15 protein-coding genes are annotated in these 24,791 nt (G+C 48.0%); 13 read left to right on the top strand and 2 right to left on the bottom strand.

What is annotated here, in order from left to right; translation table 11 throughout:
* Nucleotides 1–392: 392 nt before the first annotated feature.
* From BK127_RS38300 to BK127_RS38265, 8 genes are all read left to right on the top strand, one after another.
* On the top strand, nucleotides 393–2,129 hold the full coding sequence (locus BK127_RS38300; RefSeq protein ID WP_076237944.1) for a sensor histidine kinase: 1,737 nt from the start codon (nucleotides 393–395) through the stop codon (nucleotides 2,127–2,129).
* Between the two features lie 4 nt (nucleotides 2,130–2,133).
* Nucleotides 2,134–3,639, top strand: a complete 1,506-nt coding sequence (locus BK127_RS38295; protein ID WP_076237943.1) for a response regulator transcription factor — start codon at nucleotides 2,134–2,136, stop codon at nucleotides 3,637–3,639.
* 211 nt (nucleotides 3,640–3,850) lie between these two features.
* Nucleotides 3,851–5,386, top strand: a complete 1,536-nt coding sequence (locus BK127_RS38290) for an extracellular solute-binding protein (RefSeq protein WP_076237942.1) — start codon at nucleotides 3,851–3,853, stop codon at nucleotides 5,384–5,386.
* Nucleotides 5,387–5,507: 121 nt separating this feature from the next.
* Nucleotides 5,508–6,416 carry an ABC transporter permease gene (locus BK127_RS38285; RefSeq protein WP_372237412.1) on the top strand — a complete coding sequence of 303 codons (909 nt, stop codon included), beginning with the start codon at nucleotides 5,508–5,510 and terminating at the stop codon, nucleotides 6,414–6,416.
* Nucleotides 6,410–7,270 carry a carbohydrate ABC transporter permease gene (locus BK127_RS38280; RefSeq protein ID WP_076237940.1) on the top strand — a complete coding sequence of 287 codons (861 nt, stop codon included), beginning with the start codon at nucleotides 6,410–6,412 and terminating at the stop codon, nucleotides 7,268–7,270. Before BK127_RS38285 ends, BK127_RS38280 begins: the two co-directional genes overlap by 7 nt.
* Nucleotides 7,271–7,285: 15 nt before the next feature.
* Nucleotides 7,286–9,094, top strand: coding sequence for an FAD-dependent oxidoreductase (locus BK127_RS38275; protein ID WP_076237939.1), 1,809 nt, complete (start codon nucleotides 7,286–7,288; stop codon nucleotides 9,092–9,094).
* Nucleotides 9,095–9,109: 15 nt separating this feature from the next.
* A complete protein-coding gene (locus tag BK127_RS38270; protein ID WP_076237938.1) occupies nucleotides 9,110–11,185 on the top strand; it encodes a beta-galactosidase in 2,076 nt (691 codons plus the stop codon).
* A 491-nt stretch (nucleotides 11,186–11,676) separates the two neighbouring features.
* The gene (locus BK127_RS38265) at nucleotides 11,677–13,953 is read left to right on the top strand and encodes a helix-turn-helix domain-containing protein (protein WP_076237937.1); all 2,277 of its coding nucleotides are present in this window, start codon (nucleotides 11,677–11,679) and stop codon (nucleotides 13,951–13,953) included.
* A gap of 10 nt (nucleotides 13,954–13,963) precedes the next feature.
* Here the strand turns inward: BK127_RS38265 and BK127_RS44225 are convergent, their stop codons facing one another.
* Nucleotides 13,964–14,284, bottom strand: a complete 321-nt coding sequence (locus tag BK127_RS44225) for a hypothetical protein (RefSeq protein WP_179097754.1) — start codon at nucleotides 14,282–14,284, stop codon at nucleotides 13,964–13,966.
* 97 nt (nucleotides 14,285–14,381) lie between these two features.
* Here BK127_RS44225 and BK127_RS38255 point away from each other — a divergent pair, with 97 nt between their 5' ends.
* The 5 genes from BK127_RS38255 to BK127_RS38240 all read left to right on the top strand — a co-directional run bounded on the left by BK127_RS38255 (nucleotide 14,382) and on the right by BK127_RS38240 (nucleotide 23,626).
* Nucleotides 14,382–15,344: an ABC transporter permease gene (locus BK127_RS38255; RefSeq protein WP_076237947.1), complete on the top strand. Its 963-nt coding sequence runs from the start codon at nucleotides 14,382–14,384 to the stop codon at nucleotides 15,342–15,344.
* A gap of 9 nt (nucleotides 15,345–15,353) precedes the next feature.
* Nucleotides 15,354–16,229: a carbohydrate ABC transporter permease gene (locus BK127_RS38250; protein ID WP_076237935.1), complete on the top strand. Its 876-nt coding sequence runs from the start codon at nucleotides 15,354–15,356 to the stop codon at nucleotides 16,227–16,229.
* 69 nt (nucleotides 16,230–16,298) lie between these two features.
* Nucleotides 16,299–17,885 carry an extracellular solute-binding protein gene (locus BK127_RS38245; protein WP_179097753.1) on the top strand — a complete coding sequence of 529 codons (1,587 nt, stop codon included), beginning with the start codon at nucleotides 16,299–16,301 and terminating at the stop codon, nucleotides 17,883–17,885.
* A gap of 89 nt (nucleotides 17,886–17,974) precedes the next feature.
* Nucleotides 17,975–18,109: a hypothetical protein gene (locus BK127_RS45220; RefSeq protein ID WP_256711627.1), complete on the top strand. Its 135-nt coding sequence runs from the start codon at nucleotides 17,975–17,977 to the stop codon at nucleotides 18,107–18,109.
* Between the two features lie 132 nt (nucleotides 18,110–18,241).
* Nucleotides 18,242–23,626, top strand: coding sequence for an OmpL47-type beta-barrel domain-containing protein (locus BK127_RS38240; protein WP_076237934.1), 5,385 nt, complete (start codon nucleotides 18,242–18,244; stop codon nucleotides 23,624–23,626).
* Between the two features lie 156 nt (nucleotides 23,627–23,782).
* Here the strand turns inward: BK127_RS38240 and BK127_RS38235 are convergent, their stop codons facing one another.
* Nucleotides 23,783–24,682, bottom strand: coding sequence for a LysR family transcriptional regulator (locus tag BK127_RS38235; RefSeq protein WP_076237933.1), 900 nt, complete (start codon nucleotides 24,680–24,682; stop codon nucleotides 23,783–23,785).
* Between the last annotated feature and the right edge of the window lie 109 nt (nucleotides 24,683–24,791).

Raw genomic sequence — 24,791 nt, 5'->3', positions numbered from 1 at the left:
GGAGGAAGTCCAGCGAGCCTACGATCCAGGCAGTGTCGGACGACAAATTGCTGCGATCGCTGTCTCCGGTGACCGGCGTCCACGGCTGGCGACCATAAAAGTACCAGCACTTGTCATTCATGGGGTTGTATGCGGTTCTCATGATTACGTGGTCTTAAAATAGCGGTATGAGCGCGCCAAATGGTTTTCATTTTATGCAGGGTTCCCACGTTAACCCGCTTCGTCGAACAAGTTCACCAGAATCAACGCCAAGCTGAATGAGTTAATCAACAGACGTAGTTAAATATGTATAATTTGTGATGAAAAATGTTCCTTACCTATTCGCAGGTTTAGATGTTACTATGAGAATATATTATGCTATTAAAATCGATGAGCCAAAGAGGGTGGCAGCGATGAAGCGATGGGTGTCGGTTTGGTTTCCGCAGAAAATCAAATACCAGTTTTTCGTATCGTTTCTATTCTTTATTTTATTGCCTGCCGCGACCTTTGTTATGTATTACTTCAGGGAGCTGGAAACTACGTTGAAAGAACAGATAAACTCCCAAAGCGCTGCGCAGTTGGGCTATGTAAAAGAAAGTATGGAAAATATCCGGGTCTCTCTTTTTAGAGAGTCCTTGGTATTAAGCAATGATAAAGAACTTCTGGCGGCACTCCGGGATGATTTAAGGAATTCGGAAACACGACAGTTATTTGTGACGGATAGGTTACGGGAGAAACGGTTGCTGGAAGGGGATTCTCCATTACCCACTCATGTATACTATTCACTGATCGACCACCGTCATCAGGAGGTCAATACTACTTTTGGAAGTAAAATTAATTATTCGGATCTTACAAGTGAAGATTGGTGGAAAAAATCAGTTGGCTTTGAAAAGCAGTATAACCAAATATCAGGAAAAAGACTCAGGGATATGTACACGCTTACGGTTGATATGCTTGGCCCAGACGAAAGCTTGGACGGTCAAATACTGATCAGCTTCGATTATATGGAATGGCTGAATGCCATGTACCGTTTTTTTACAATCAGACAAGATTACTTCATAATGGATCAAACGGGGGCCATTATTACCAAGAGAAATCCGAATGAGTTGATTTCCGAACTAGCTGCTGAGGTTGTTCGGAGGCAATCGGCAACAGGAGGTTTTTGGACGGATGGTCAGGAGTTGATGAGTGCGGTCTATTTGCCTTCCTATCATTGGTATGTGATTAACAGTTTTCCACTTCATACGTTTTTCGGGGATATCGACCAAGTCAAGCACAGACTGGTTGTCATTCTCGGCACCTTTGTCTTTTTATTCATTCTCATCACTTTTATCATCTCTCATCGAATTACACGCCCGTTGCGGCTTCTCCAGCATCATATGTCGATCATAGTGAAAAATGAGTTTAGGTCATCTTTGCCCGAAAAGCTGGGCACCGGTGAGGTCCGTGAATTAGGAACAACGTTCAATCGAATGATTAGCGACATTCGCAGTTTGATACAAAAGTTAAAAGTGGAGGAAAGGGAAAAGGAAGCATCACGGTTCCAGATGCTGCTCGCACAGATGAATCCTCATTTTCTGTTAAATACGTTGAATGCGATCAAATGGACTGCTTTGGGACGCAAGGATTCCGAGATTGCGGAGATTTGTGTTTGCCTGGGCGAGCTGTTGGAATCAAGCTTGAATGGACAGAACGATTTGATCCATCTGGACGAGGAATTAACATTGGTGAAGGCGTATGTGCGCATTCAGAATTTCAGATTCGACGGTTATGTCCATGTTCGTTACGAATATGACGAATCGCTTCGTTTCGCGCTTGTTCCCAAGTTGAGTTTGCAGCCGCTGGTCGAGAATTCGTTCTATCACGGTTTCACCCAGATGCAGAAAGAAGGATGCATAACGATCCGGGTGTTGAAAGAGCATCAATCACTGATCATGGAAGTGGAGGATAACGGGATCGGAATGGAGGCATCCGCCAATCATCAACCTTTACGCAAGAGCAAAGGGATCGGAATTAATAATTTGCGGGAACGGTTGCAGCTGCTTTTTAAATCCGATGGCCAGCTTGAAGCGGTTTCGAGCGGTCAAGGAACGCTCATCCTTTTGAAATTCCCGCTGCTTATATCGGAACCGTACGGGAAGGAAGGATGATTTCATGTGGAGGGTGCTGTTAGTTGAAGATGAAACGCGCGTCAGGCGATTAATTAAAGAAATTATTGATTGGGAGAAGTTGGGGTTCGTTATTATAGGCGAGGCCGCTAACGGGGTCGAAGCGCTGAAGGTGATTCAGGAAGAGTCTCCGCATTTCATACTGTGCGATATTATGATGCCGCTCATGGATGGTATTGAGCTCCTCCGGAATGCACGTCTGCAAGGCTTTGAAGGTCCCTTCGTCATGCTGACCTGCATGAATGAATTCGAATTGGCCAGACAAGCGGTTGAGTATGGTGCGACCAGCTATATTTTGAAGCTATCGCTGAATGTCGATACGATACGCGAGATGCTAGATAAAGTCAACCGGGAATTAAGCAAAGCGGCCATACCTGCGCGTCAAATATCGTATCGTGATTTCGAATTATTGTATCGGTATACGTGGAGGCAGATCCACGGTATGGATGAAGCGGAACCGGAACGGAGAGACTTGCTGCAGCGCATCTCCGCAAGCGGCTTTACACATGTAGATCTTTGTTTAATATTGCATGGATCCAGTGGTATAGATGAGGAGGAGCTGACTCGATTTGGGCTGATTCATTCCAATGCAACATCGGTTATTCATAAATTCAGAATTCATGGCTGCACCACATTTTTTTCCTGGGTTTCACGTTCCGAGCATCCTGTTGCGCATGGTTTAGCCGAGAACGGGGTAGTGGCATATTCAGCAGTGTGGGCCCGTTCTATTACTCTGTCTGAACTGGAATCTACATGGAGAGGTATGATTAGACTCATCGAAGAGTCTTGGTTTGAATGCAGCAAAAGTAGGATAGCCTATTCAATAACAGACTCCAACATCCAGCACCCAGTCCTATCCTCGCAAACGCTTTGGAACATGGAACGAGAAATATTACAAGCGTTTGAGCGCCGAGATAAAATAAGCTGCATTCGCCAGTTGAGTATTATGTTTGACGAAATGAAGAAGAACCATACTAGTATGACCGTTGTTATGGAGATGGCCGAACGATTGGACAATAGGTTTGCTGCTATTTCGGGTTATGGGAAAACCCAAACTGGTGATTGGTTGTCCGCAGCAAACCATGAGGAGCTTCGACTTGTCCTAGAGAATAGGATTGATGATTGGTTAACGAAATGGATAAAGTCGACAACATTGCCATCGAGCCATCCTGAGATCAACAGGATTGTGGATTATATCCAAAGCCATTACGATAAGGAAATCACGTTGAAATTGATGGCAGAGCACGTAGCCTTGGATGAGCATTATTTAAGCGGCCTATTCAGTAAAAAGATGGGCTGCACATTAATCCATTACTTGCATAAAGTGAGGATTGATCAAGCTCGGTTTTATTTGCTCCAGTCTACATTAACGGTCGGGGAAATTGCAGAAAGGGTTGGGTTTGGGAATGTCGCATATTTTGTGAAAATTTTTAAGCGCTGGAGCGAACAGACGCCTAGTGAATTTAGAAAGTATCACATGTCCAATGGATAAATTTTAGGCCCTTTCCTGTTGTAAGGAAGGGGCTTGTTTATTCTAGTGGCTTAATTTTGTGTAAGAGGTCACTAAATCTGTTTCTTATCCGTTTTCAGGTACAATGGTATGATGAAGGTGCGTTACAGAAAGGGAGAGGCATCTACTGCAGGGATTCATCTTCCTTCTACATTCCAAGCCAAAATTCGATTCAGAAAAGAAGGGGACATCGATGAAAAAATATAAAAAGATTGCGTTATCTGCAACCTCAATTGCAATTCTAGGTAGTCTGCTTTCAGCCTGTGGAGTCGGTACCAACAACGATTCATCTGCGGCTCCAGCAGCATCCGCGGATTCATCGAAGATGGTCAAGCTGAACATTATAGAAAGTGGGTCCGGCCTGCCAGCTCCGGAGAAAGATTTCATTCGGGAGAATTTAAACAAGGCACTGAATGCCGATATCAACTTGACGGCATATGCCTCTGATTATGTCAATCAGCTGAATGTACGAATGGCAGCAGGTGATTATCCGGATTTGTTTGCCGTTGACAAGGCTTCGTTGAAGCAGTTGTCGGATCAAGGACTTCTGCTCGATCTGACTCCCTATTTCGATAAAGAACTTAAGTCAGTCAAAACCTTCATTGGAGATTCCAGCCTGAAGAAAGGAACGGTTAACGGCAAGATATATGCGGTTGCCCAAGCGCCGCAATCTCCGAAGGCCACTTACTGGATCCGTAAGGATTGGCTGGACAAGTTGCAATTGAAGCCACCCGAAACACTCGATGATCTGTTGACCGTGTCTAGAGCTTTCACAGAGAAAGATCCGGACGGTAACGGAAAGAATGATACTTATGGCATCACAGGCCTGATGGGATCCACAGGCGTCAGCTTGTTATCCGCTTTCTCTCCTGTATTCGGAGGATATGGTGTCCCCAATCCGGGTGAATTTTTCGTCAAGGACGGTAAGGTTGTCCAATCGTTATATGACCCGGGCATGAAGGATGCACTGGGCTTTATCACGAAATTCATTGCCAGTGGGTCGGTTGATCCGGAAATGGTTATAAGTGCGGGTACGCAGGCCAGGGATAAGGCTGTAAAGGGGCAGGTGGGGATCATCTGGACGGAATGGTCGAATTTGACCAATGCGCCAATCGTTGATCAAATCAAGAAAGTTAATCCGAACGCCGAATGGGTGCAACTGCCGGCGCCGAAAGGTCCCGCAGGACAGTTCTCCGGATCATTGGATATTGGTAAAACAGCCGGATTGATGGCAATCCCCAAGGCACTTGAGAAGGACAAGACGAAGCTGCATAGAGTGTTCGATCTCTTGAATTATATTTCCACTGGAGAAGGTTCGAAGCTTGTCCAATATGGCGTGGCAGGTAAACATTATAATTTGGAAAACGGCAAAGTTGTCCCGACTCCGCTTATGGCCTCGGAAGCCGCATTTACGTATCTGTACCAATTTACCGGTCGACCTGACCTTGAGTATTTGTCGACCAAGTTTGCAACTCAATTTCCAAATATCGATTTTGCGAATAAACAATCCCGTATTGAGTCACTTAACGGATTCCTGAACTATCCGGACGGTTACAATGATGCCGATGCCAGCCGTTATATCTCGGAAGAGCTCACGAAGTTCATTTATGGAAAGCGGCCGTTGGGCCAATACGATGATTTCCTGAAAAGCCTTGAAACGACAATGAACTACAAGACTTTTCTGAATTCGGCGACCAAGCAGTTGAATGAGTTAGGTTATGGCAAATAAAGCAATCAGTTTTCTGCGAAGAACCGATGACTCTCTTCTCGGTTCTTCGCTTTTTTAAGGAGGGAAACCAAAGATGGATGAAGAAATTTTGCAGGTAAGTAAAGAGTCAAAAGCGTTTCAGATGAAACGACTTAGAAAAGTGGTATTGAGCAATCGGGCCCTCTATTTCATGCTGCTGCCGGGAATCATTTACTACATTATTTTTAAGTATATCCCTATGTATGGAATTATTATTGCGTTCAAAGATTTTAATTTCTCGGACGGTATCCTGCTCAGTGGATGGGCAGACCCTTGGTACAAATATTTCAAAATGTTCTATGAATCGCCTTACTTCACACAGGTCATGTCCAACACGTTTATTATAAGTTTCTATAAAATGATTTTCGGAATCGTGCCTCCAATCCTTTTTGCGGTCCTGCTTAACGAATGCCGAATTCGATGGTTTAAGTCTTTCATACAAACGTTAACCTATATGCCTCACTTTTTTTCCTGGGTGATTATTTACGGGATTCTCCTTGCGTTTCTGTCCGAAAGTTCGGGCCTGGTAAACCATTGGATTAAGGATTCGGGCGGTAGTCCGATCAATTTCCTTACCTCAACGGAAATGTTTCGGAGCGTACTTGTTGGTTCTGAGATTTGGAAGGACTTGGGCTGGGGCGCAATCATTTATTTGGCAGCGATGACCGGCATTGATCCGACGTTGTATGAAGCCGCTAAGGTCGACGGGGCAGGAAGGTTTCGAATGATATGGCATATTACATTGCCCGGGATCCGGTCGGTTATCGTCATGCTCCTGATTCTGAAGCTTGGGCACATTCTGGATGCGGGATTTGATCAAATTTACATTCTATACAATGTTCAGGTATATCCGGTTGCGGATATATTGGACACGTGGGTATTCCGAACGGGGCTGCAGAAATTGAACTTCAGTCTGGCGGCGGCTGCCGGATTACTCAAATCATTCGTGGGTTTGGTACTAATCGTGCTTTCTAACAGCCTTGCGAAGCGTTGGGGGGAGAGCATATGGTAAAACACTGGAATGAAAAGTTATTTGACGGAGCAGTGCTTCTAATATTGGGCTTGGCAGGCTTGGCCGCGGTCATTCCGGTCATGTACGTGGTTTCCGTATCGATTACCCCTATCTCCGAAGTGCTGAAGAACGGAGGATTCGTACTCATTCCGGCAAAAATTGATCTAACTGCGTACAAAGAACTGTTCATGACAACAGGAATCCCACGATCGATGTGGGTGACTGCCTTGTTGACGGTTATAGGAACAGCGGTTAATTTGGTTCTGACGCTTCTCATGGCGTATCCGCTTAGCCGGAAGAAAATGCCTGGCCGCAGTTTCTTTCTTTTCATGGTCGTCTTTACAATGTTGTTCAACGGAGGATTGATTCCTACTTATATTGTCGTGAAGAACATAGGATTACTCAACTCTATGTGGTCCATGATATTGCCTAATGCAATATGGACGTTCAACATTCTCATTATGAAAAGTTTCTTTGAAAACTTGCCGGAGGAATTGTTCGAATCCGCCCGGATGGATGGAGCCAAGGAGATGCGTATCTTGATGCAGATTGTCGTACCTTTGTCGGTTCCATCCTTAATGACCATCGGATTGTTTTATACCGTCGGTCATTGGAATGAGTTTTTTCAAGCCATCATGTATATGACGGATAGAAATTGGTTCCCATTGCAAGTGATTGTAAGGGAAATTCTGGTTCAGACGCAGCAACCTTTGGAGAATGCTGAAAACTTGATGCCTACCGAAACGTTGCAGATGGCGTCTGTGATCGCGGCATCCTTGCCAATCATTGTCTTGTACCCTTTTCTGCAAAAACATTTTACCAAGGGCATGTTGTTAGGAGCAATCAAAGGTTAAAAACGGGAGGTTTACATGCAAATATTTAAAGATGTACTGGTTGCAGGCGGAGGGATTTCCGGAGTGGTAGCTGCCTTGGCTGCTGCCCGTAATGGTGCGAAGGTCATAATTTGTCAGGATAGGCCTGTATTGGGTGGTAATGCTTCTTCCGAGATTCGCATGCATATCGTTGGTGCGGCGAATTCCAAGCGGAGGCAGGATTTGGAGACGGAAGCGAGGGAAGGCGGCATACTGGAAGAAATATTGCTTGAATGTGCCATCCGCAATCCACAGCGAAGTGCATCGATGTTCGATCTGATCTTATATGAAAAGTGCAGAGCGGAACCGAACCTGACATTAATGCTCAATACGGCAGTGACTGGTGTACGGATGGAGGGAAGCCGAATTCTGTCCGTACTGGCTGCAAGGGAAAGCACGGAGCAATACTTCGAACTCTTCGCCGATATCTTCATGGACTGTACGGGAGATGGCCGTCTCGGCAAAGAAGCGGGAGCGTTGTTCAAGACAGGCCGGGAATCCTCCAAACAATACGGGGAGTCCCATGCAGGAGAAGAAGCCGATCCGTACCGTCTCGGCTCTTCGCTGTTGTTTACAACCCGGAATATGGGCAAACCGATGAAGTTTATCCCTCCCGCATGGGCTAAAAAGTATACAGAAGAGGATTTAAAGTTTCGTGACCACTCCTCATGGGAATACGGATATTGGTGGGTAGAGTTCGGTGGTTTGCTGGATACGATTGCCGATAACGAAACGATCCGTGATGAACTGCTTGCCATCATGATGGGCGTTTGGGATCATATCAAGAACAGCGGCAACCATCCGGAGTCGGAGAACTGGGCTTTGGACTGGTTCGGCTTCGTCCCCGGCAAACGGGAGTCCCGCCGGTTTATCGGCAAACATCTGCTTACGCAATCGGATCTGGAAGAAGCCGTTCACTTTGAGGATGTGATCGCGTACGGCGGATGGCCGATGGATACACATCCACCTCAGGGGATCGAAGCAAAAGACCAGGATCCCTGCAGCCAGCCGGTGACCAACTATGTGTACGGCATCCCGCTCAGGGCCTTGATCAGCGCCAATGTGGACAATCTGATGTTTGCCGGACGGAACATATCCGCTACGCATATCGCCTTTTCAAGCACCCGGGTTATGGCAACATGCGGTGTGATGGGACAGGGTGTAGGTACGTTCGCCGCGATGGCAATTCGCAATGGGATTCCGCTGGACCAGGCATGGCAAGACCGGGAATTGATTCGGAACACGCAGCAACTACTGATCAGGCAGGATGCATATTTGCCTGGCATACAGATGGATGCCAATCTGGCGAGTCAGGCTATCGTCCAGGCGTCATCCGAGCAATCCGAGGGGTTAGCATCAAATGTCATCGACGGACATACCCGTTCCATACATGGAGCGAGAGGAGTCAAGCAAAGTCTGGCTGTTCCTGGCACCCACCGTTGGATGGCGCAGCCGGAAGACCGGGAGCCATGGATCGAGCTGGAGTGGAAATCACCGGTATCTATCCGCGAAATTAGTATTGTGCTTGATACGGGTATGCACCGAAGGCTAACACTTACACACGATGACAATCTGCACCAACAGAACGTGTGGGGGCCGCAGCCTGAAACCTTGAAGGAGTTTCGGATATTGGCTTATTTAGCGGATTCCAGAGATGACGGCTGTCAAGTGGTGCACATTCAGGATAATTATCAACGTCAAGTTACATGTCAAGTTCAGTTGGAGCAGGTGCGCAAGCTTCGGCTTGAGGTTCTGGGTACCAATGGATTGGATCATGCTCGAATCTTTGAAATTCGATGTCATTGAAGGAGGGATATGCAAATGAGTCAACGCAAGCCACTTTTTTCGCAATTGAATCGGTTGCTGCACGGGGCGGATTATAACCCGGAGCAGTGGATCCATATGCCCGAAGTCTGGGATGAAGATATGCGCCTGATGCGTCTAGCCAAGTGCAATGTCATGACCATGGGCATGTTCTCCTGGTCCAGTCTGGAGCCGAATGAAGGAGTATTCGAATTCGGATGGCTTGACGGAATCATCGATAAGCTGACCCTTAACGGCATCTCTTTCATTCTGGGTACGCCAAGCGGGGCGCGGCCGGCATGGCTGGCCCGTAAATACCCGGAGGTGTTGCGGGTCAGACCGGAGCGAGTGCGCAATTTGTATGGAACCCGGCATAACCATTGTTATACGTCGCCTATATATCGGGAGAAGGTCAGGATTATCAATACGTTACTGGCGGAGCGATATGGCAATCATCCCGACTTGCTGCTGTGGCATATTTCCAACGAATACAATGGGGAGTGCCACTGCGATTTATGCCAAGCGGCATTTCGAGAATGGTTGCGGAAGAAATACAACGACGATTTAGACAGTTTGAACCAGGCATGGTATACGACCTTTTGGAGCCACAACTATACAGACTGGATGGAAATAGAGTCGCCCTCCCCTATTGGGGAACATATGTTGCACGGTTTACAGCTGGATTGGAAACGGTTTGTCACCGATCAGAGCATTGATTTTATGCTTCAAGAGATCGCGCCTCTGAAGCGGCTTACCCCTGATATTCCTGTCACAACGAATTTCTTGGGTGGGTGTAACATCAATTATGAACAAATGGCCGAGCATGTGGATATTGTTTCGTGGGACAGCTATCCGTTTTGGCACAGCAAGAGTCCCGACTGGCGGACGGCCTGCCATGCGGCGTTCACCCACGACCGGTACCGTTCGTTCAAGCCCGATAAACCTTTTCTGCTGATGGAATGCACACCGAGCTTGGCAAACTGGCAGGAGGTTGCCAAGCTGAAGCGACCGGGCATGCATGCGTTGTCCTCCATACAAGCTGTGGCTCACGGCTCCGATTCCGTACAATACTTCCAGTGGCGTAAGAGCAGAGGAAGCTCGGAGAAGTTCCACGGTGCTGTTGTGGATCATAGCGCCCACGAGCATACGAGAGTTTTTAGCGAGGTTGCGGAATTAGGTGCTTACCTGGAACGTCTAGAGCCTGTTAACGGTACGATTATCCGGGCGGAAACCGCGCTCATTTACGATACTGAAAATAAATGGGCGGTGGAAGGAGCAGCAGGGCCGCGAAAGCCGAATCTTAGCTACGATCAGGAAGTGCTCCGCCATTATGAGCCATTCTGGAAGCAAGGGATCCCTGTGGACATTATATCCATGGATCGTTCACTGGACGGCTACAAGCTCGTTATTGCTCCGATGCTGTACATGCTGAAGCAGGGGACGGCAGAACGGTTTGAGACATTTGTCCGCTCAGGGGGTACGCTTGTCCTGACGTACTGGAGCGGAGTTGTCGACGAGAATGATCTATGTTTCCTGGGCGGCTTCCCTGGACCACTTCGTAAGCTAGCTGGGATATGGTCAGAAGAGCTTGATTCTCTGTATCTTGAGGATCGCAATTCACTCATAATGAAGGAGAGCGCATTGGACGGCTTATCGGGAACGTATTCGGTATCGTTGATGTGTGATCTGATTCATGTCGAGACGGCGAAAGTTCTTGCAGAATACCAAGAGGATTTCTATCAAGGGTATCCCGCATTGACCGTAAACCGATTTATAGATGGGGAAGTTTACTATATGGCGGCTCGAACTGAGCCTTTGTTTCTGGACGACTTTTATCGCGCGCTGGCAGGTCGTTGCAGATTAAGCTGTGCACTTCGGGCAGATTGGGCGGAAGGCGTCAATGCGCAGGTCCGTACGGATGGCGACCGGGACTTCATCTTCCTTCATAATTTCACCAATAAAGAGCAAAGCATCCTATTGAAGGAGATTGTCACCGATCTGGATGGAACCCCAGTAGAACAAAATTTGTGTCTTCCAGCTTACGGATATCGTGTGTTCATTAGAGAAGTAAATGTCTTTAACCCTAATGTCTGAAGGACGAGCCTTCCAGTTTTCCTGGAGCGAGACCTATAGAGTCATAGCTTGATTATCCCCAATCAGGATTGTTAAATTTCAAAAAGGTCGCCTCTTAAGCATTATAAAGAAGCGACCTTTTGAAGTAGATCCGGGAACTGTGGATGCGCAATACGGCAAGCTAGCTGTTCGAGCGTGGCAGGAACGTGTGATTAAGGACGATGGCTAAGGCAATGTTAAGGTGCGAACGCAAGCTCTACGGTTTCATACACATAATATCGTGTCCTTCTATATTAGGTGGTAATCGAGAGGGGGCCTCATTTGCGCTCAACCACAGAAGTGAGAAATTTCATGAAAGTGCAATTCGTATCCTCTTTTTTCGTGGTTAATAGAGTATTAAATACATCGGATACGGGCTAATGTTCATTTACACAGGGATACAACCAGTGATAAAATCTGTGTCGGGAAAGCTATGTTTAAAAATAGAGCGCTTACATTAAGGGGGCCTGCGGATGAGGGAAAGTAAATTTTTTGTTCAGCTGTTCGCGGCTATTATGGTTTTTGTGGTGCTCTACACTTTTATTGCGTCAGGGATTTTCTACTACAAGAACAATGAGATTGTTAATCATGATCTGGACAATGCCCAGAGGCAACTAATTGAACAAGCGGAGGAGAAGCTGGATACCTACTTGTTGGTGGCCACTAACTTGATTTACCAACTGAGGACCAATAATCATATGAGCAATTATGTCAAAAGTCGAGGAGCTGATCCATATGCTGTTACGCAGCTGCATCTGGATTTAATGGATATGGTGGGAGCCTTCGCCGATTTTGGCTATATGATCGGGATCACCAACAAAGATGGCTCTGTTGTGATCACGCCGGAGCATACTATTGACAAGGAGCGCTATTACCAGGAGATCGGCCTGACTCAGGAAGAGATCTTGACAGTGAAAAGCCATCTGGAAAGCAGCCGAACCGGTGCTTTCCTTGCGGTGCCGAGGCGCCCTGGGGAGGAGGGGGAACGCCGGAACACCGCGTTGACTCTGGTGCGTAAGGAAAAAATCGGGGAGAATGGGGAGTTCATTGTGTTTGTCAACTTCCCGGAGAAGCAATTCTCTCTGCAGTTGAGTTCGCCAGAAACGGAAGCCTTCGGCATTATTAACGGTAACGGCTTGGTCTCCATACAATCCGATCTTCACCGAGCCGAGTTGGAAGGACTCTTGGTGCCATTCGTCCAGGGGGGGATCATGGAGAACCATGAATATTTCCGGACTGAAAGCGGCCATTACTTTATTCATGCCGTTCCATCCAAGGTTATGCGGGATTGGCGCTATGTGTATCTGGTGCCGAAAAATAAAATGGACAAGAGCACCCGCAACCTGCTCATGGAGTCCCTTTTGGTGAACATGGCTTTGGGGATTTTAGGAGCGGGCTTGGCCTACGTATTCTCAAGGCGCATGTATCGACCTGTCCGTACTCTCGTCCATTCCTTTAAGGGGATCGACATCGATAGTGAAGCACGGGATGAATTCGCCTTCGTGCAGGAGGCGGCTTCGCGGATTCATACAGCCAATGCCAATCTCCGGGCGATGATGTCCGCCTATCGAGCTCCATTGAAGATCAACTTTATCCGCGATTTGCTATGGGGTATGGTTCCCGACCACAGGCTTCAGGGGGAGCTGGAGAAGCACGGGCTGGAGAAATTCAATGGTCCTCTGACAGTGGTCATTGTCGAATTTGCCAATTTCAAGGAGATGGAGGAGGAATATACCAAGGAGCTGATTTTGAAGCTCAAGCCTCAAATGGCGATTATTCTGGAGGAGCAGCTCCGCCAGCAGACGGAAACTGAAGTGGTAGAGGTGGCATACCAGGGGTTTGTGCTGCTTCTACGAGAGACAGATCCGTCTGTGCTCAAAAAAATGATGGATGGCGCCCTGAAGGCCATAGAAGCGAGCATGGAGTTTCCTATGGTGGCCGCCATCGGTTCTCCGTCGGAAAACCTTCCTGAAATTGAAAAATCATACCAGAGCGCGCTGCAAATTATGGACTATTGGTATTCCATTCAAAACCAGACCATCTTGACCTGGACAGATCTGGAGGATACCATTCAGGAAAGCTTCTTTTATCCACTGGATCTGGAGTCTAGCTTCATTCATTACCTGCTGCGTGGCAAGGAAAAAGAAGCGGAAAATCTGCTGAACCGGGTGCTGGAGGAAAACTTTGTTAAACGGAAGCTTAGCGACGAGGTGCTGTCACAATTCCATTATGCCATTATAACCACTGTTAACCGGGTTGTGCACCAACTTGGCCAGATGCCCGTGGAATTCTTTGGGGATGAGATCAGCCTATACGCAGAGCTCAAGATGGTTCCGGTAAGAACGGAAATGCCCGATCGAATCCGTAGGCTGTTCTTTTGGATGCTTAGAAGGATCAAAGGCAAAGATGACCGTATGGACAATGCCCTAGTGAGCCGGATCATTGAATTCATTGCCGAAAACTACGCGGCGGATTTGTCCCTACAGTATTTGGCGGAGCATTTTGGCTTGTCCGCAGGTTACATCGGCACCTTGTTCAAGAGTCATACGGGAGATAACTTCAGGGATTTTCTGAACATCTGCCGCGTTACGAAGGCCAAGGAGATACTGAGCCAAGAGGATGTGAAAATTAACGATTTAGCGCTGCGCGTTGGCTGCACAAATTCCCACACTTTTATCCGTATGTTCAAAAAGTACGAAGGAGTATCTCCAGGCCAATATCTTAAGGATCGTGATGGGCATGCCGAATAGGCATGCCTTTTCATTGTAGCTCGTATAGCCCGCCGCTGCCAATTGGAACTTCAGCGGAGGCAGCTGGACCCCGGAGTTTAAGGTTATCGTCCCTTACAATATTAAAAAAGCCGCCAATTCCAAATTTCCCGCCGCAGGCACTCATGACCCACAGGAACGGACACTGAGGCTTTCCGGGAGCGATGGCCGGGCGGTTGCGTACTCCAAGCGCAACTTCGGAGATGTCCGCTATATGGCTTGGGCTCAGTAGCTGCAGCCGGACGGAGAGGTCCTGCATTTTGTACATAATATGAAATACACGAGAGATCACGGGTATTGTACATGAAACCATGGATTCTGAACATTTACGTTCGGCTTTGCAGGGTGTTAGAGTTTTGTTGCAAGGAAAGCAAGCGTTTACAAATATAGAGGAGGAGAAGGAGAAAGAGATGGAACAAACCAACCAGAAATTATCCGCCAGTTACACCGTCCGAAGGAAGAGTCCGGCAATGGTCATCATGAAGACGTTGATCCAGGACCGCTTCTTGTATTTGTTGCTCATTCCGTTCCTTACATGGTACGTGTTTTTTGAATACATGCCCATGTACGGAATGCAAGTTGCCTTTAAGGATTACAAGCTTTTTAAGGGGATTTCGGGCAGCGAATGGGTCGGTTTTAAACATTTTCGGGAATTGTTTGCAAATCCGTATTTTTGGAGGCTTTTGAAAAATACCTTTATCATCAGCTTTTACGGTCTGCTTTTTTCGTTTCCGGCACCCATCGCGCTGGCACTGCTGCTCAATGAGGTCAAGCATGGCCTGTTCAAGCGGATTGTACAAACCCTTACCTATTTGCCCCATTTCGTATCCATCGTGATTATCGCGGGGCTGGTCACCAACTTTCTTGCCCCCACAAACGGGCTGTTCAACCTGATCCTCGACCAGCTTGGTTTTGACAAAATCTACTTCCTGACCAGAGCGGAGTACTTCCGGACGATCTTCATTACCTCTGGCATATGGAAGGAAGTGGGCTTTGGCGCCATCCTGTACATTGCCGCATTGTCCGGCATCAATCCGGAGCAGTATGAGGCGGCGGCGATCGACGGGGCCAACAAATGGAAGCGGGTGCTTCATGTCACTCTGCCTGGGATCGCACCAACCATCATCATTATGCTGATCCTTAAAATCGGCAGCCTGCTTAGTGTAAGCTATGAATACATCATCCTATTGTATCAGCCGTCCACGTATGCCACAGCCGATGTCATCAGCACATATGTATACCGGACCGGCTTGCAGGAGGGTCATTATGACTTCGCCACAGCCGTCGGATTATTCAACTCCGTGGTGTCGCTGACGCTGGTTTTTCTGGCGAACAAGTTATCGCAGAGGATTTCGGAGACTTCATTATGGTAGGTGGGGCACATGCATAAATTATCCAACGGGGAAAAGATATTTAACGTATTCAACTATTTGTTTTTATCGTTGCTTGCCTTTGCCACCCTATATCCTTTCTGGTATGTTCTCGTGTCTTCCCTGAGCACAGGGGAGGCAGTCTCACATGGAAAGGTGTGGTTATGGCCTTCAGGGGTGAACCTGGAATCTTATAAAAAGGTCATCCATTACGAAGGGATTTGGATCGCCTATGCCAATACGTTGTTCTATACGGCAGTGGGCACGGCGGTGGATCTGGCTTTTACAACCATGGGAGCGTATCCGCTTTCCAAAAAACGGCTTTTGGGCAGGAAGCCCGTCACTCTCTTCATTACCTTTGCCATGCTGTTCGGAGCCGGACTGATTCCGGTCTATCTGAACTTTCGCAATTTGGGTCTTATCGACACCAGAATGGCTCTGATTATCGGATTTGCCGTGAATACCTTCTATGTGTTCATTCTGCGCTCCTTCTTCAGCGCGATTCCAGATGAGTTGGAAGAGGCTGCCAGAATCGACGGAGCGGGCGGCGCTCAAATTCTACTGCGGATCTATTTACCTCTGGCCAAGCCAGCCCTTGCAGCACTGGGATTATTCTATGCGGTGGGTAAGTGGAACGGTTACTTCTGGGCCATGGTGCTGCTGCGCGACGAGAACAAGATTCCCTTGCAGGTGTTGTTGAACAAGCTGGTTGTCCAGATGAGGGCAAGCGACCAGATGCTGGGCATACAGGATGTAGGGTCCAGCATGACTCCGGAAACAGTGATCTATGCTACCATCATGGTGGCGGTGCTGCCGATCATCGTGATATACCCCTTTATTCAAAAATACTTCGTGCAGGGGGTGATGATCGGCTCAGTCAAAGGATAAGCAATTGCGGTAGAGGACATGTCGCTAGTAATAGGAAAGAAAAAAGAAAACAATAGGGAGGAGAAACACATGTTTACAACAAAAAGAATCGTTTCCGGAGCAACTGCAGCAGCCTTGCTGGCAGCGCTTTCGACAGGTTGTTCCTCCGACGAGCCTAAAAACGGTGCTTCGGCAAGCCCGGTAGCAAGCCAGTCCGCTGCCCCGGAGGCCATTTCGAGGGCAAGCAACACACCAATTGAGGCCACAATCCATATGCATTATTTTGGCAACCGAGTATTCGACAGCAACTGGCCGGTTTTCAAAAAGGCGGCGGAGCTGACCAATGTGACGTTGAAGGGAACAGCGTCCAAAGCCTCCACCAACAGCGATGAAGGATACAATCTGATGGTGGCGGGAGGAAATTTGCCTGATATTATCCAGTTCTATGATGGTAAGCTAAAGAAGCTGGCCGAGGAGGGCGGCCTGCAGCCACTGGATGAGCTTATTGATAAGTACGCGCCGCACATCAAAAAGTATTTTGCGGATAATCCGTTAATCAAGCAGGCGGCCTTGAATACGGATGGGAAGCTGTATATCATTCCATATGTTCAGGACGGTCTGGTGCAGAAGGGCTGGTTTGTCCGCAAGGATTGGCTGGATAAGCTTGGGCTTCAGCAGCCGAAAACTGTGGATGAGCTGTATACGGTGCTGAAGGCGTTTAAGGAAAAGGATCCCAACGGCAACGGCGCCGCTGATGAGGTTCCATATTTCAACCGGGATAACCGGTACGGTATCTATGATTTGCTGTCGCTGTGGGATACGCAAATGGGGCTATACGGAAAGGACAGCAAGAGAGTTTACGGCCCTTTGGAGCCGCAATTCAAAACAGCCATAACCACTCTGGCCAAATGGTATAAGGATGGCCTGATTGATAAGGAAATCTTCACCCGGGGAGTCAAGGCGAGAGAGATTCTGCTGGGCGACAACAAAGGCGGTCTGACCCATGACTTCTTCGCCAGCACGGCCAATTACAATGTCAGTTTAAAGAGCAATGTGCCTAACCTCAATTTTGTGCCGATCACGCCTCCCGCGAGTCCCACGGGCATCATAAAGGAATATACGGTCCGCAGCCCTTATCCTACTGGAAACACCATGAGTTGGGGAATTTCCACCCATACGAAATATTCATTGGAACTGATCAAATATTTCGACTTCTGGTTCACGGAGGAAGGTCGCAGGCTGATGAACTTCGGCGTGGAAGGACAGACGTATACGATGGTAAACGGCAAGCCGCAACTGAACGCCGACATTTTGGCGAAGCCTAGCGTAGCGGATGAGCTGAGCAAGATCGGGGCTCAGCAGCAGATCGGCTTCAAGCAGGACTATGAATACGAGAGACAATGGACTAACGAGATTGCACTTAAAGGTATTGATGAATATACCAGCAAAAATTATATCGTTCCCCCTACACCTCCTGTAACCATGAGCGAGCAAGACAGACAGACCATCAGTAAACTGTCTGGGCCACTGGCGACTTATATGGAGGAAACCCTGCAAAAATGGGTGCTGGGAGCGGAGCCGATTGAGCCCAACTACGACAAGTTTATTGCCAAGCTGAAGGAACTGGGAGCAGAGCAAATTGTCGCCATTACGCAAGCGGCGGCAATCAAGAAATAGCAGCAAAGCCATTATTACAAGCTGACACACCAGGCCGCCCCGGAGTAGGATCAAAATCCGGTCCGGGGCGGCAAGGCTTAAACAGCGGAATGCCGTATTCCGTAACACATTTAACCCTAGAGGAGTTGGTTGTTCATGATTGGGAACGAACCCGATTGCGAAAAAAAGGGGTCGACGAGCACATCAGCAAGAAGTTTATCGCCGCATCGGAGGTTCCGCTCTAGCTGAATGAGAAGGACATTAACGGTTAAACTCGCGATCTGTAAACGGGGACTCCTGATGCGTGAAAAGGTTGCTCGGTCCCTCTTCCGGATCATAATTCCAACATTGTATTGAAGATAAGGGGATGATTAACTGTGTATCAAAAATGGAAACGAATTATCAGTGTATTCTTGGTCGCTGCGATGATGTTAGGACTTGCTCCGTTGGAATTCCTGGGTCAATCCAACGCTGAGGCTGCCGTACAGTTTGAAGTCAATCGAACACTGTATCCTACAGAGGACACCTACATTGATGGCGGTGTTCCGACCTTGCCCTCAGGCGAGACGCAAGAGAGCATGCAAGCCAAATCTTTTGGCGGAAGTTCCATAATTGGACTCTATGGATACAACGACACTTTTACCGCAACGAGTGAAATAAATCATCGGATCGGATACATGAAGTTTGATCTGACCCAATTGGGTGATTATGACAAAGCGGTTCTACGTATGTATTGCACCACAAATTGCACCACAACTTCGGATCGTTTTGTAAGCGCGTACAACATATCGAATGATTCCTGGAATGAAAATATACTAAATTGGGACAACCGGACGGACTTCCCTCTGGGGTCTACAACTTCATACCTGAACTCCATTCTGCTAACCAAAACGTGGGTTGGCAATGGTGCCGGTTGGTACGAGTGGGATCTCACTGATTATGTAAAGTCCCAGCAGCAAACAGATGGGATTGCTTCCATCGCTCTCCGGTCACAGAATCAGAAGGTTTACTTCGCGAGCAACAACAATGCAACCGTGGCAAACCGGCCATATCTCTTTATCACTACCGATCGGAACGCCCCTGTATCAACCGGGGCCACGGTCAGTGGAGAGAATGCTGTCATCGGTCTGCAATATGACGAGCCGGTACAAAACAATCTGGCGAATGCATCTGCGTTGAAAGCCGCGGTTACCATGGATGTATACGGAACGGGATTCCAGCCCTTGGCGACGAATGACACCGTGACGATTAGCGGCAGCGACGTGACCGTAGCACTGGAGAGCCGGTTAGCCGTTCCTGGCGCCAAAATCCGGGTGGCTGCGGGAGCACTGAAGGATGGTATGGGAAATGCCACTATCGAGACTACCATTGCGCTTCAGTACGATGCGGCTGCACCGGTATTAAGCCGTTCGGAGATTGGAAATTTGAACAAGCTAGTCACTCTGGAATTCGATGATGACGTGATGAACCGTCTGGCGGATGCCGATGCGCTTAAGGCAGCTATTAACATTTCCCAAGCAGATGGTTCCTATGCGCCCCTTGCAGCAGGAGATACCGTATCGTTGAGCACCCGTCAGCTTGTTCTGGCCTTGGGGCAGGCGATCCCGGATGGTACGAACATCCGTATTGCAGCTGGTGCTCTAAAGGATGCGGCAGGTAACAGATCAGAGCTTGTGAACGCAATTATTCATCTTGATTTTGAGCCACCGGTCTTTCAAGGAGCCAGCTTGTATGCCGCGAATAGAAGAGTGAGCCTCCGGCTTAGCGAATCCCTTGTAGCAGCAACGACGAATTTGAAAGCTGCGGTGACCATCGACCGGGCCGGCAACGGCTACGCTCCTCTCGATATCGGTGACAGAGTGCAATTGAGCAACAACACCCTTATCTTGGATCTGCAGCAGGAGGTTTCCGGTCTAGTGCGGGTCAGGGTCGCTACGGGTGCTCTGAAGGATGAATTCAACAATGTGCGGACTGACGTAACGGAGACGGAGTTATTGAGTTCCGGTTTGGTTGAATACAATTACCCAGGGTTTCATACGAACTTGATTGAGAAAGCAATGACACTTAATATGAAAACGATTGCTGATCGGGGAGTGCTCAACGCGGAATACAGGAAATTCACGGTGCTTGCAACGGAGCTTTCTCGTGGAGACCGGAGTCCAGATATCGTTCAGGCATTCACCGGCGCTGTCCGGAAGATGGTCACGGAATATGACTATGTGCCGGATGTATTCGGGGGGCTGGATGCACGGAGCAACATCTATTTGACCTATGGGCTGGCGCTGGTATGGCCGCACCGGGATATTATGGATCTGTTCACGGAGACGGAAAAGAGCAAGCTGATCACCTTCTTGAAGGCGGAGCTGGTTTCCAGCGCCTATGTACTTAGTGGCAAAGGTCCCTACAAGCCAAGATCAAGCGGTGCCAGCCGCCTGGAGATGGATGGCGGGACGAACAGCTGGCCCCAATCGGCTCCGAACTACATGGAGCCTCTCTTCGGGGTGATGTTTTCTGCTCAGATGATCCTGGGTCTTGCGCAATCGGATGATTGGCTCAGGACTTACAATCACACGAATTTTATTTCCGAGCTTGATGCACAGGGGTTAACACGTATTCATGACGCCTTTGCCAAAACGGCGGCTACCGACATCAATCTTGTGGTCCGTAATGCATCTTGGTATTTTACGAATTCTGACGGCAAAACAGTTACGATGAAGCAGCTTTTGGAAGACCCGATACAGGTTTTCGCGGTGATGGAGCAGTTCAACTTCGTGCATCCTGCCGAAGAGGGCTATTTTATGGGACAGTCGGGAATGTCCAAGGAATTCCACTCCAGCGATTCCGGCGGCAACCGGGAGAGCTCTGTCTATTCCAAGCTCGGAATCGATCCGGCACTGTTAAATCGGAGCTTATTCGAATACTATGGGTATATGGCTAACAGCTCATATCCGGAGGCCAAAGAACTTATTGTACAACGGCATCAGGTAGGATTGGACGATTATTACACCAAAATGGTCAACGGTTTCTTCACGGTATCTTCCACCAGCGCGAAAATGTATTACGCGGATAATGATCTAATGACCGACTTTGCGGTTGCACACGGATTGGTTGACCTTCCTGTGTGGAATGACACCTTCAATTATGATCTTGCGGCCACAGATCCGGCGCTCAGTCTGGAGAGCAAGTGGATTGTGCGCGGAGGCAGCTGGGCCCCGCAATATAAGACCATCGTGCCTTACAATATTAAGAAAAGCGCCAATACCAAACAACCGACCGGCCTGACGGACCCGTCGGAGAGAGTGCTGAAGCTATCCGGTATGAACGATGACTCGGTGGCCTATTCGAAGCAGATCTTCAAGGATATCAGCTATATGGCTTGGCTCCAGTTCAACGCTGCCACTGAAGTGGGCTTGCTTGGAAGGGTTGTGGATGACACCCACTACTATTGGATGGCCTATGACCATACAAGAAAGAAGGTCGCCATCAAGAAGCGCAACGGCGATACCGTAACGACACTTGTGGAAGCGACGTATGCCCTGGATGCTAATCGTTCTTACCGCTTCCAGGTTGATATGAGCGGAGGCAATCTGAAGCTGTCCATCAACGGCGATCTCCTGCTTACCGCAGCCGATAACGAGTATGTGCAAGGCGGAATCGGATTCATAGGACGGCAAAGCGATGCGTACTTCGACGCCGTGGTGGTGAAGAATCTAGTGCCTACGCCGCCTGAGCTACAGTCCATTGTCGCGGGAGATGGTGAGCTCACGCTGAACTACTCCAAAATCCCGGATGCCGTAAGCTACAACATTCATTACGGAATCGAACCCGGACACTATACACAGGTCTTGAATACCAGACGCCCTCTCACTACGACTGTTCCGGATCTCGTCAACGACACGAAGTATTATTTTGCAATATCGTCCGTCACCCCGGATGGGGAAAGTGGACTATCCAATGAGATGTCGTTAACGCCTTTGAAAAATACTACGGTGCAGCCTTCACTGCTGGGAATTACGTCGTCAGGTAATCGGCTGGCAGTAAATTTCACCACGGATCCAGTTAATAAAAGCTACATCATTCAATATGGAATGTCCCCAGGTGTATACACTTCCCAAATAGAGGGAGTGACTGCCTCTGGATATGAGGTACCGATTTCTTTTTCAGAAGAGCCTTATTACTTCACGGTAACGGCAGTGAATGAGACGGGCAAAAGCCAGCCCTCCAACGAAGCAAGTGGTCAAGCGAATACCGCTTCATTATACGAGGATAACTTCGACGCAGGGTATGGAGGGAATTGGGCTGTCAAGACAGGATTCACTTGGATGAATACGGGGCAAATCCGGTCCATTAGCTCGGGACTCAGCCGAACATATCTGGCTGCAGGCTTCCATTGGCGAGATTACTCCGTTTCGGCAAATGCCAAATACACGGGTACCTCGCTGGAGCAGATGTTTGTTACGGGCAGGGTTACCGATATCAATAACTATTACTATGCCGGTTATTACACAGGTGAGTACGTGATATATTCCAAGGTGGGTGGAACGCTCACCAAGCTGGCATCCGTTCCTGCAGAAGCCATAAAGACTGGTGAGGAGATACATCTGCGAGCTGACTTTACGGGGAACCGGATCCAGCTCTATGTAAACGGCAAATTTATGGTGGAGGCGATTGATTCGAGCCTACCCGAAGGAACGGTCGGCTTAATGACCAATCGTACGGAGGTTGTGTTCGACGAAATAGTTGTATCCGCAACATATCCGATCTCGGCATATGTGAATCCCGCTGCGGCAGACGGGCTTAACAGTTGGTATACGGTACCGGTTACCGTAACGTTATCGACCTATGGCAGCGCAGAATACAATGTGAACGGCGGGAATTGGTTCACTTACACGGGCTTCATTCCAGCCTTCGGAGAAGGGGTTTATACGGTCGGTTATCGCAGCACGGATCTGGCGGACAATATCGAGCAAACCAAAACCATCACATTTAAGGTAGACAAAACGGCGCCTGTTACAAACGCGACTATAAATCCCGGAGCGCAAAACGGCAGCAACGGCTGGAACGCACTTCCGGCGACGGTCACCTTAAGCACGTACGACAATCTCTCGGGTGTTGCCAAGACGGAGTACAGTCTAGATGACGGGAGCACATGGCAAAGCTACACGAATCCGGTCACATTTAACCAAGACGGCAAGTATACGATGAGCTATCGTTCGACAGATAACGCCGGCAATGTGGAAGCGGCCCAAACAAAAAGCTTCAATCTGGATATGACTGCTCCGACTATTACGGTATCCGGTGTGACGTACGGAACGTTTAACGATTCCATGGATATTACGCCGATCCTTACGCTTAGCGATAACTTGTCCGGAGTGGACAACAGCAAAACGACGGTCACCTTAAGTACGTATGGCGTACAACAATCCGTGCAGCAAGGAGCTACCATTTCGTTGTATACGCTGCCGCTTGGTTCAAACACCTTTATTGTAACGGCAAGTGATATGGCGGGGAATACGAGCAGCCAAACCGTCCTGTTCCAGACAACGACTAGCATCCAATCAATGCAAGATTTGGTCACACGCTTTACGAATATGGGATGGATCGATAACACAGGAATCGCAAACAGCTTGCAGAGCAAATTGGCTGATAATGATTTGACTGCTTTAGTGAATTTTGTGAAAGCGCAAAGCGGAAAGCACATTGTAAGCCAAGCCGCTAGTTACTTGCTCAGGGATGCCCAATATTTGTTAAACGAGAATTAGTCGATGATTAGGCCAGTAGTCAACATGCTATACACAAAAGGCTAGTGCATTAATCGCAGGTTTCATATGACGTGGGAATGATCAAGAGCCCCCGTTTTCACGGACAATTTCAAAAGAAATACAAGGGGCTGTCCTTGCTTAGGCAGTCCCTTGTATTCATATCATGCTCCGCTGCAGCCATACCCATTCTCTTATAAACTGGATCCACCCTCTTGCCGGATGGGAAAGGTAATGGTGTTTACTCCATATGACAGCAAGATCCCAACTGATTTGGGGAACCGTTTTAGGAATGACTTTGACAGATTCGGTATGTATTCTTCCTAAAACTGTCTCCGGCAGCAAAGCGATGCCTAATCCGACCCCTACCATTTCACTAATTAGATCCCATTGGGAACTTTCATAAGAAATAACAGGTTCGAACCCTTCTCGAATGCACGCCTCCCGTACTCTGTCATTGAGTGAGAAACCCTCCTTGAATAAAATAAATGATTCATTACGTAACTCTGACAAATGAACGATTTCTTGCTTGGCGAGAGTGTGATTCGAATTCACAATTAACGAAAGTTGGCGTTCGACCAGGGGAATGAAATCAAAATGCCTTTCGTCTACAGGAAGTACGACCACTCCCAAATCAATCTTAGCATCACGTAAAAGTTGTTCCACTATTTTCCCGCCTTCCTCAATCAGGTGAAGATGAATGCCGGGGTAAAGGTCTCGAAACTTTGCAATAATGTGTGGAAAGAAGCTAACCCCAATTACAGGAGGGAGCCCTAACGATAATTTTCCCTTCTTTAAAAGCTTTCCGTCATTCAGGGATACCTGGAGGTCATCAGCCATCGATAACGTTAAATGGGCAAATTTCAAAAAAATTTCACCATCGTCTGTCAATTGAATATATCTAGTTGTTCGGTTGAACAGTATAACCTCTAATTCGTCTTCAAGGTTTTTGATAATCTTACTTAAGGTGGGCTGTGTAATATGCAGGATCTGAGCCGCTTTTGAAAAACTGGCGTGCCGGACCACTTCAATAAAATAGCTCAAATGTTGAAAATCCATCCTTCATCCACTCCTATATATTCAATTTTCGAATAAATCTTATTCGATTTTATCATTTTACACATAAATTGATGTGCTGTACACTTTTATGTAAGCGTTACATCTATTC

This window comes from Paenibacillus sp. FSL H7-0331 (genome assembly GCF_001956045.1).
Note: the sequence above shows the minus strand (reverse complement) of the source record. Positions and strands in the feature narration are given on the sequence as shown.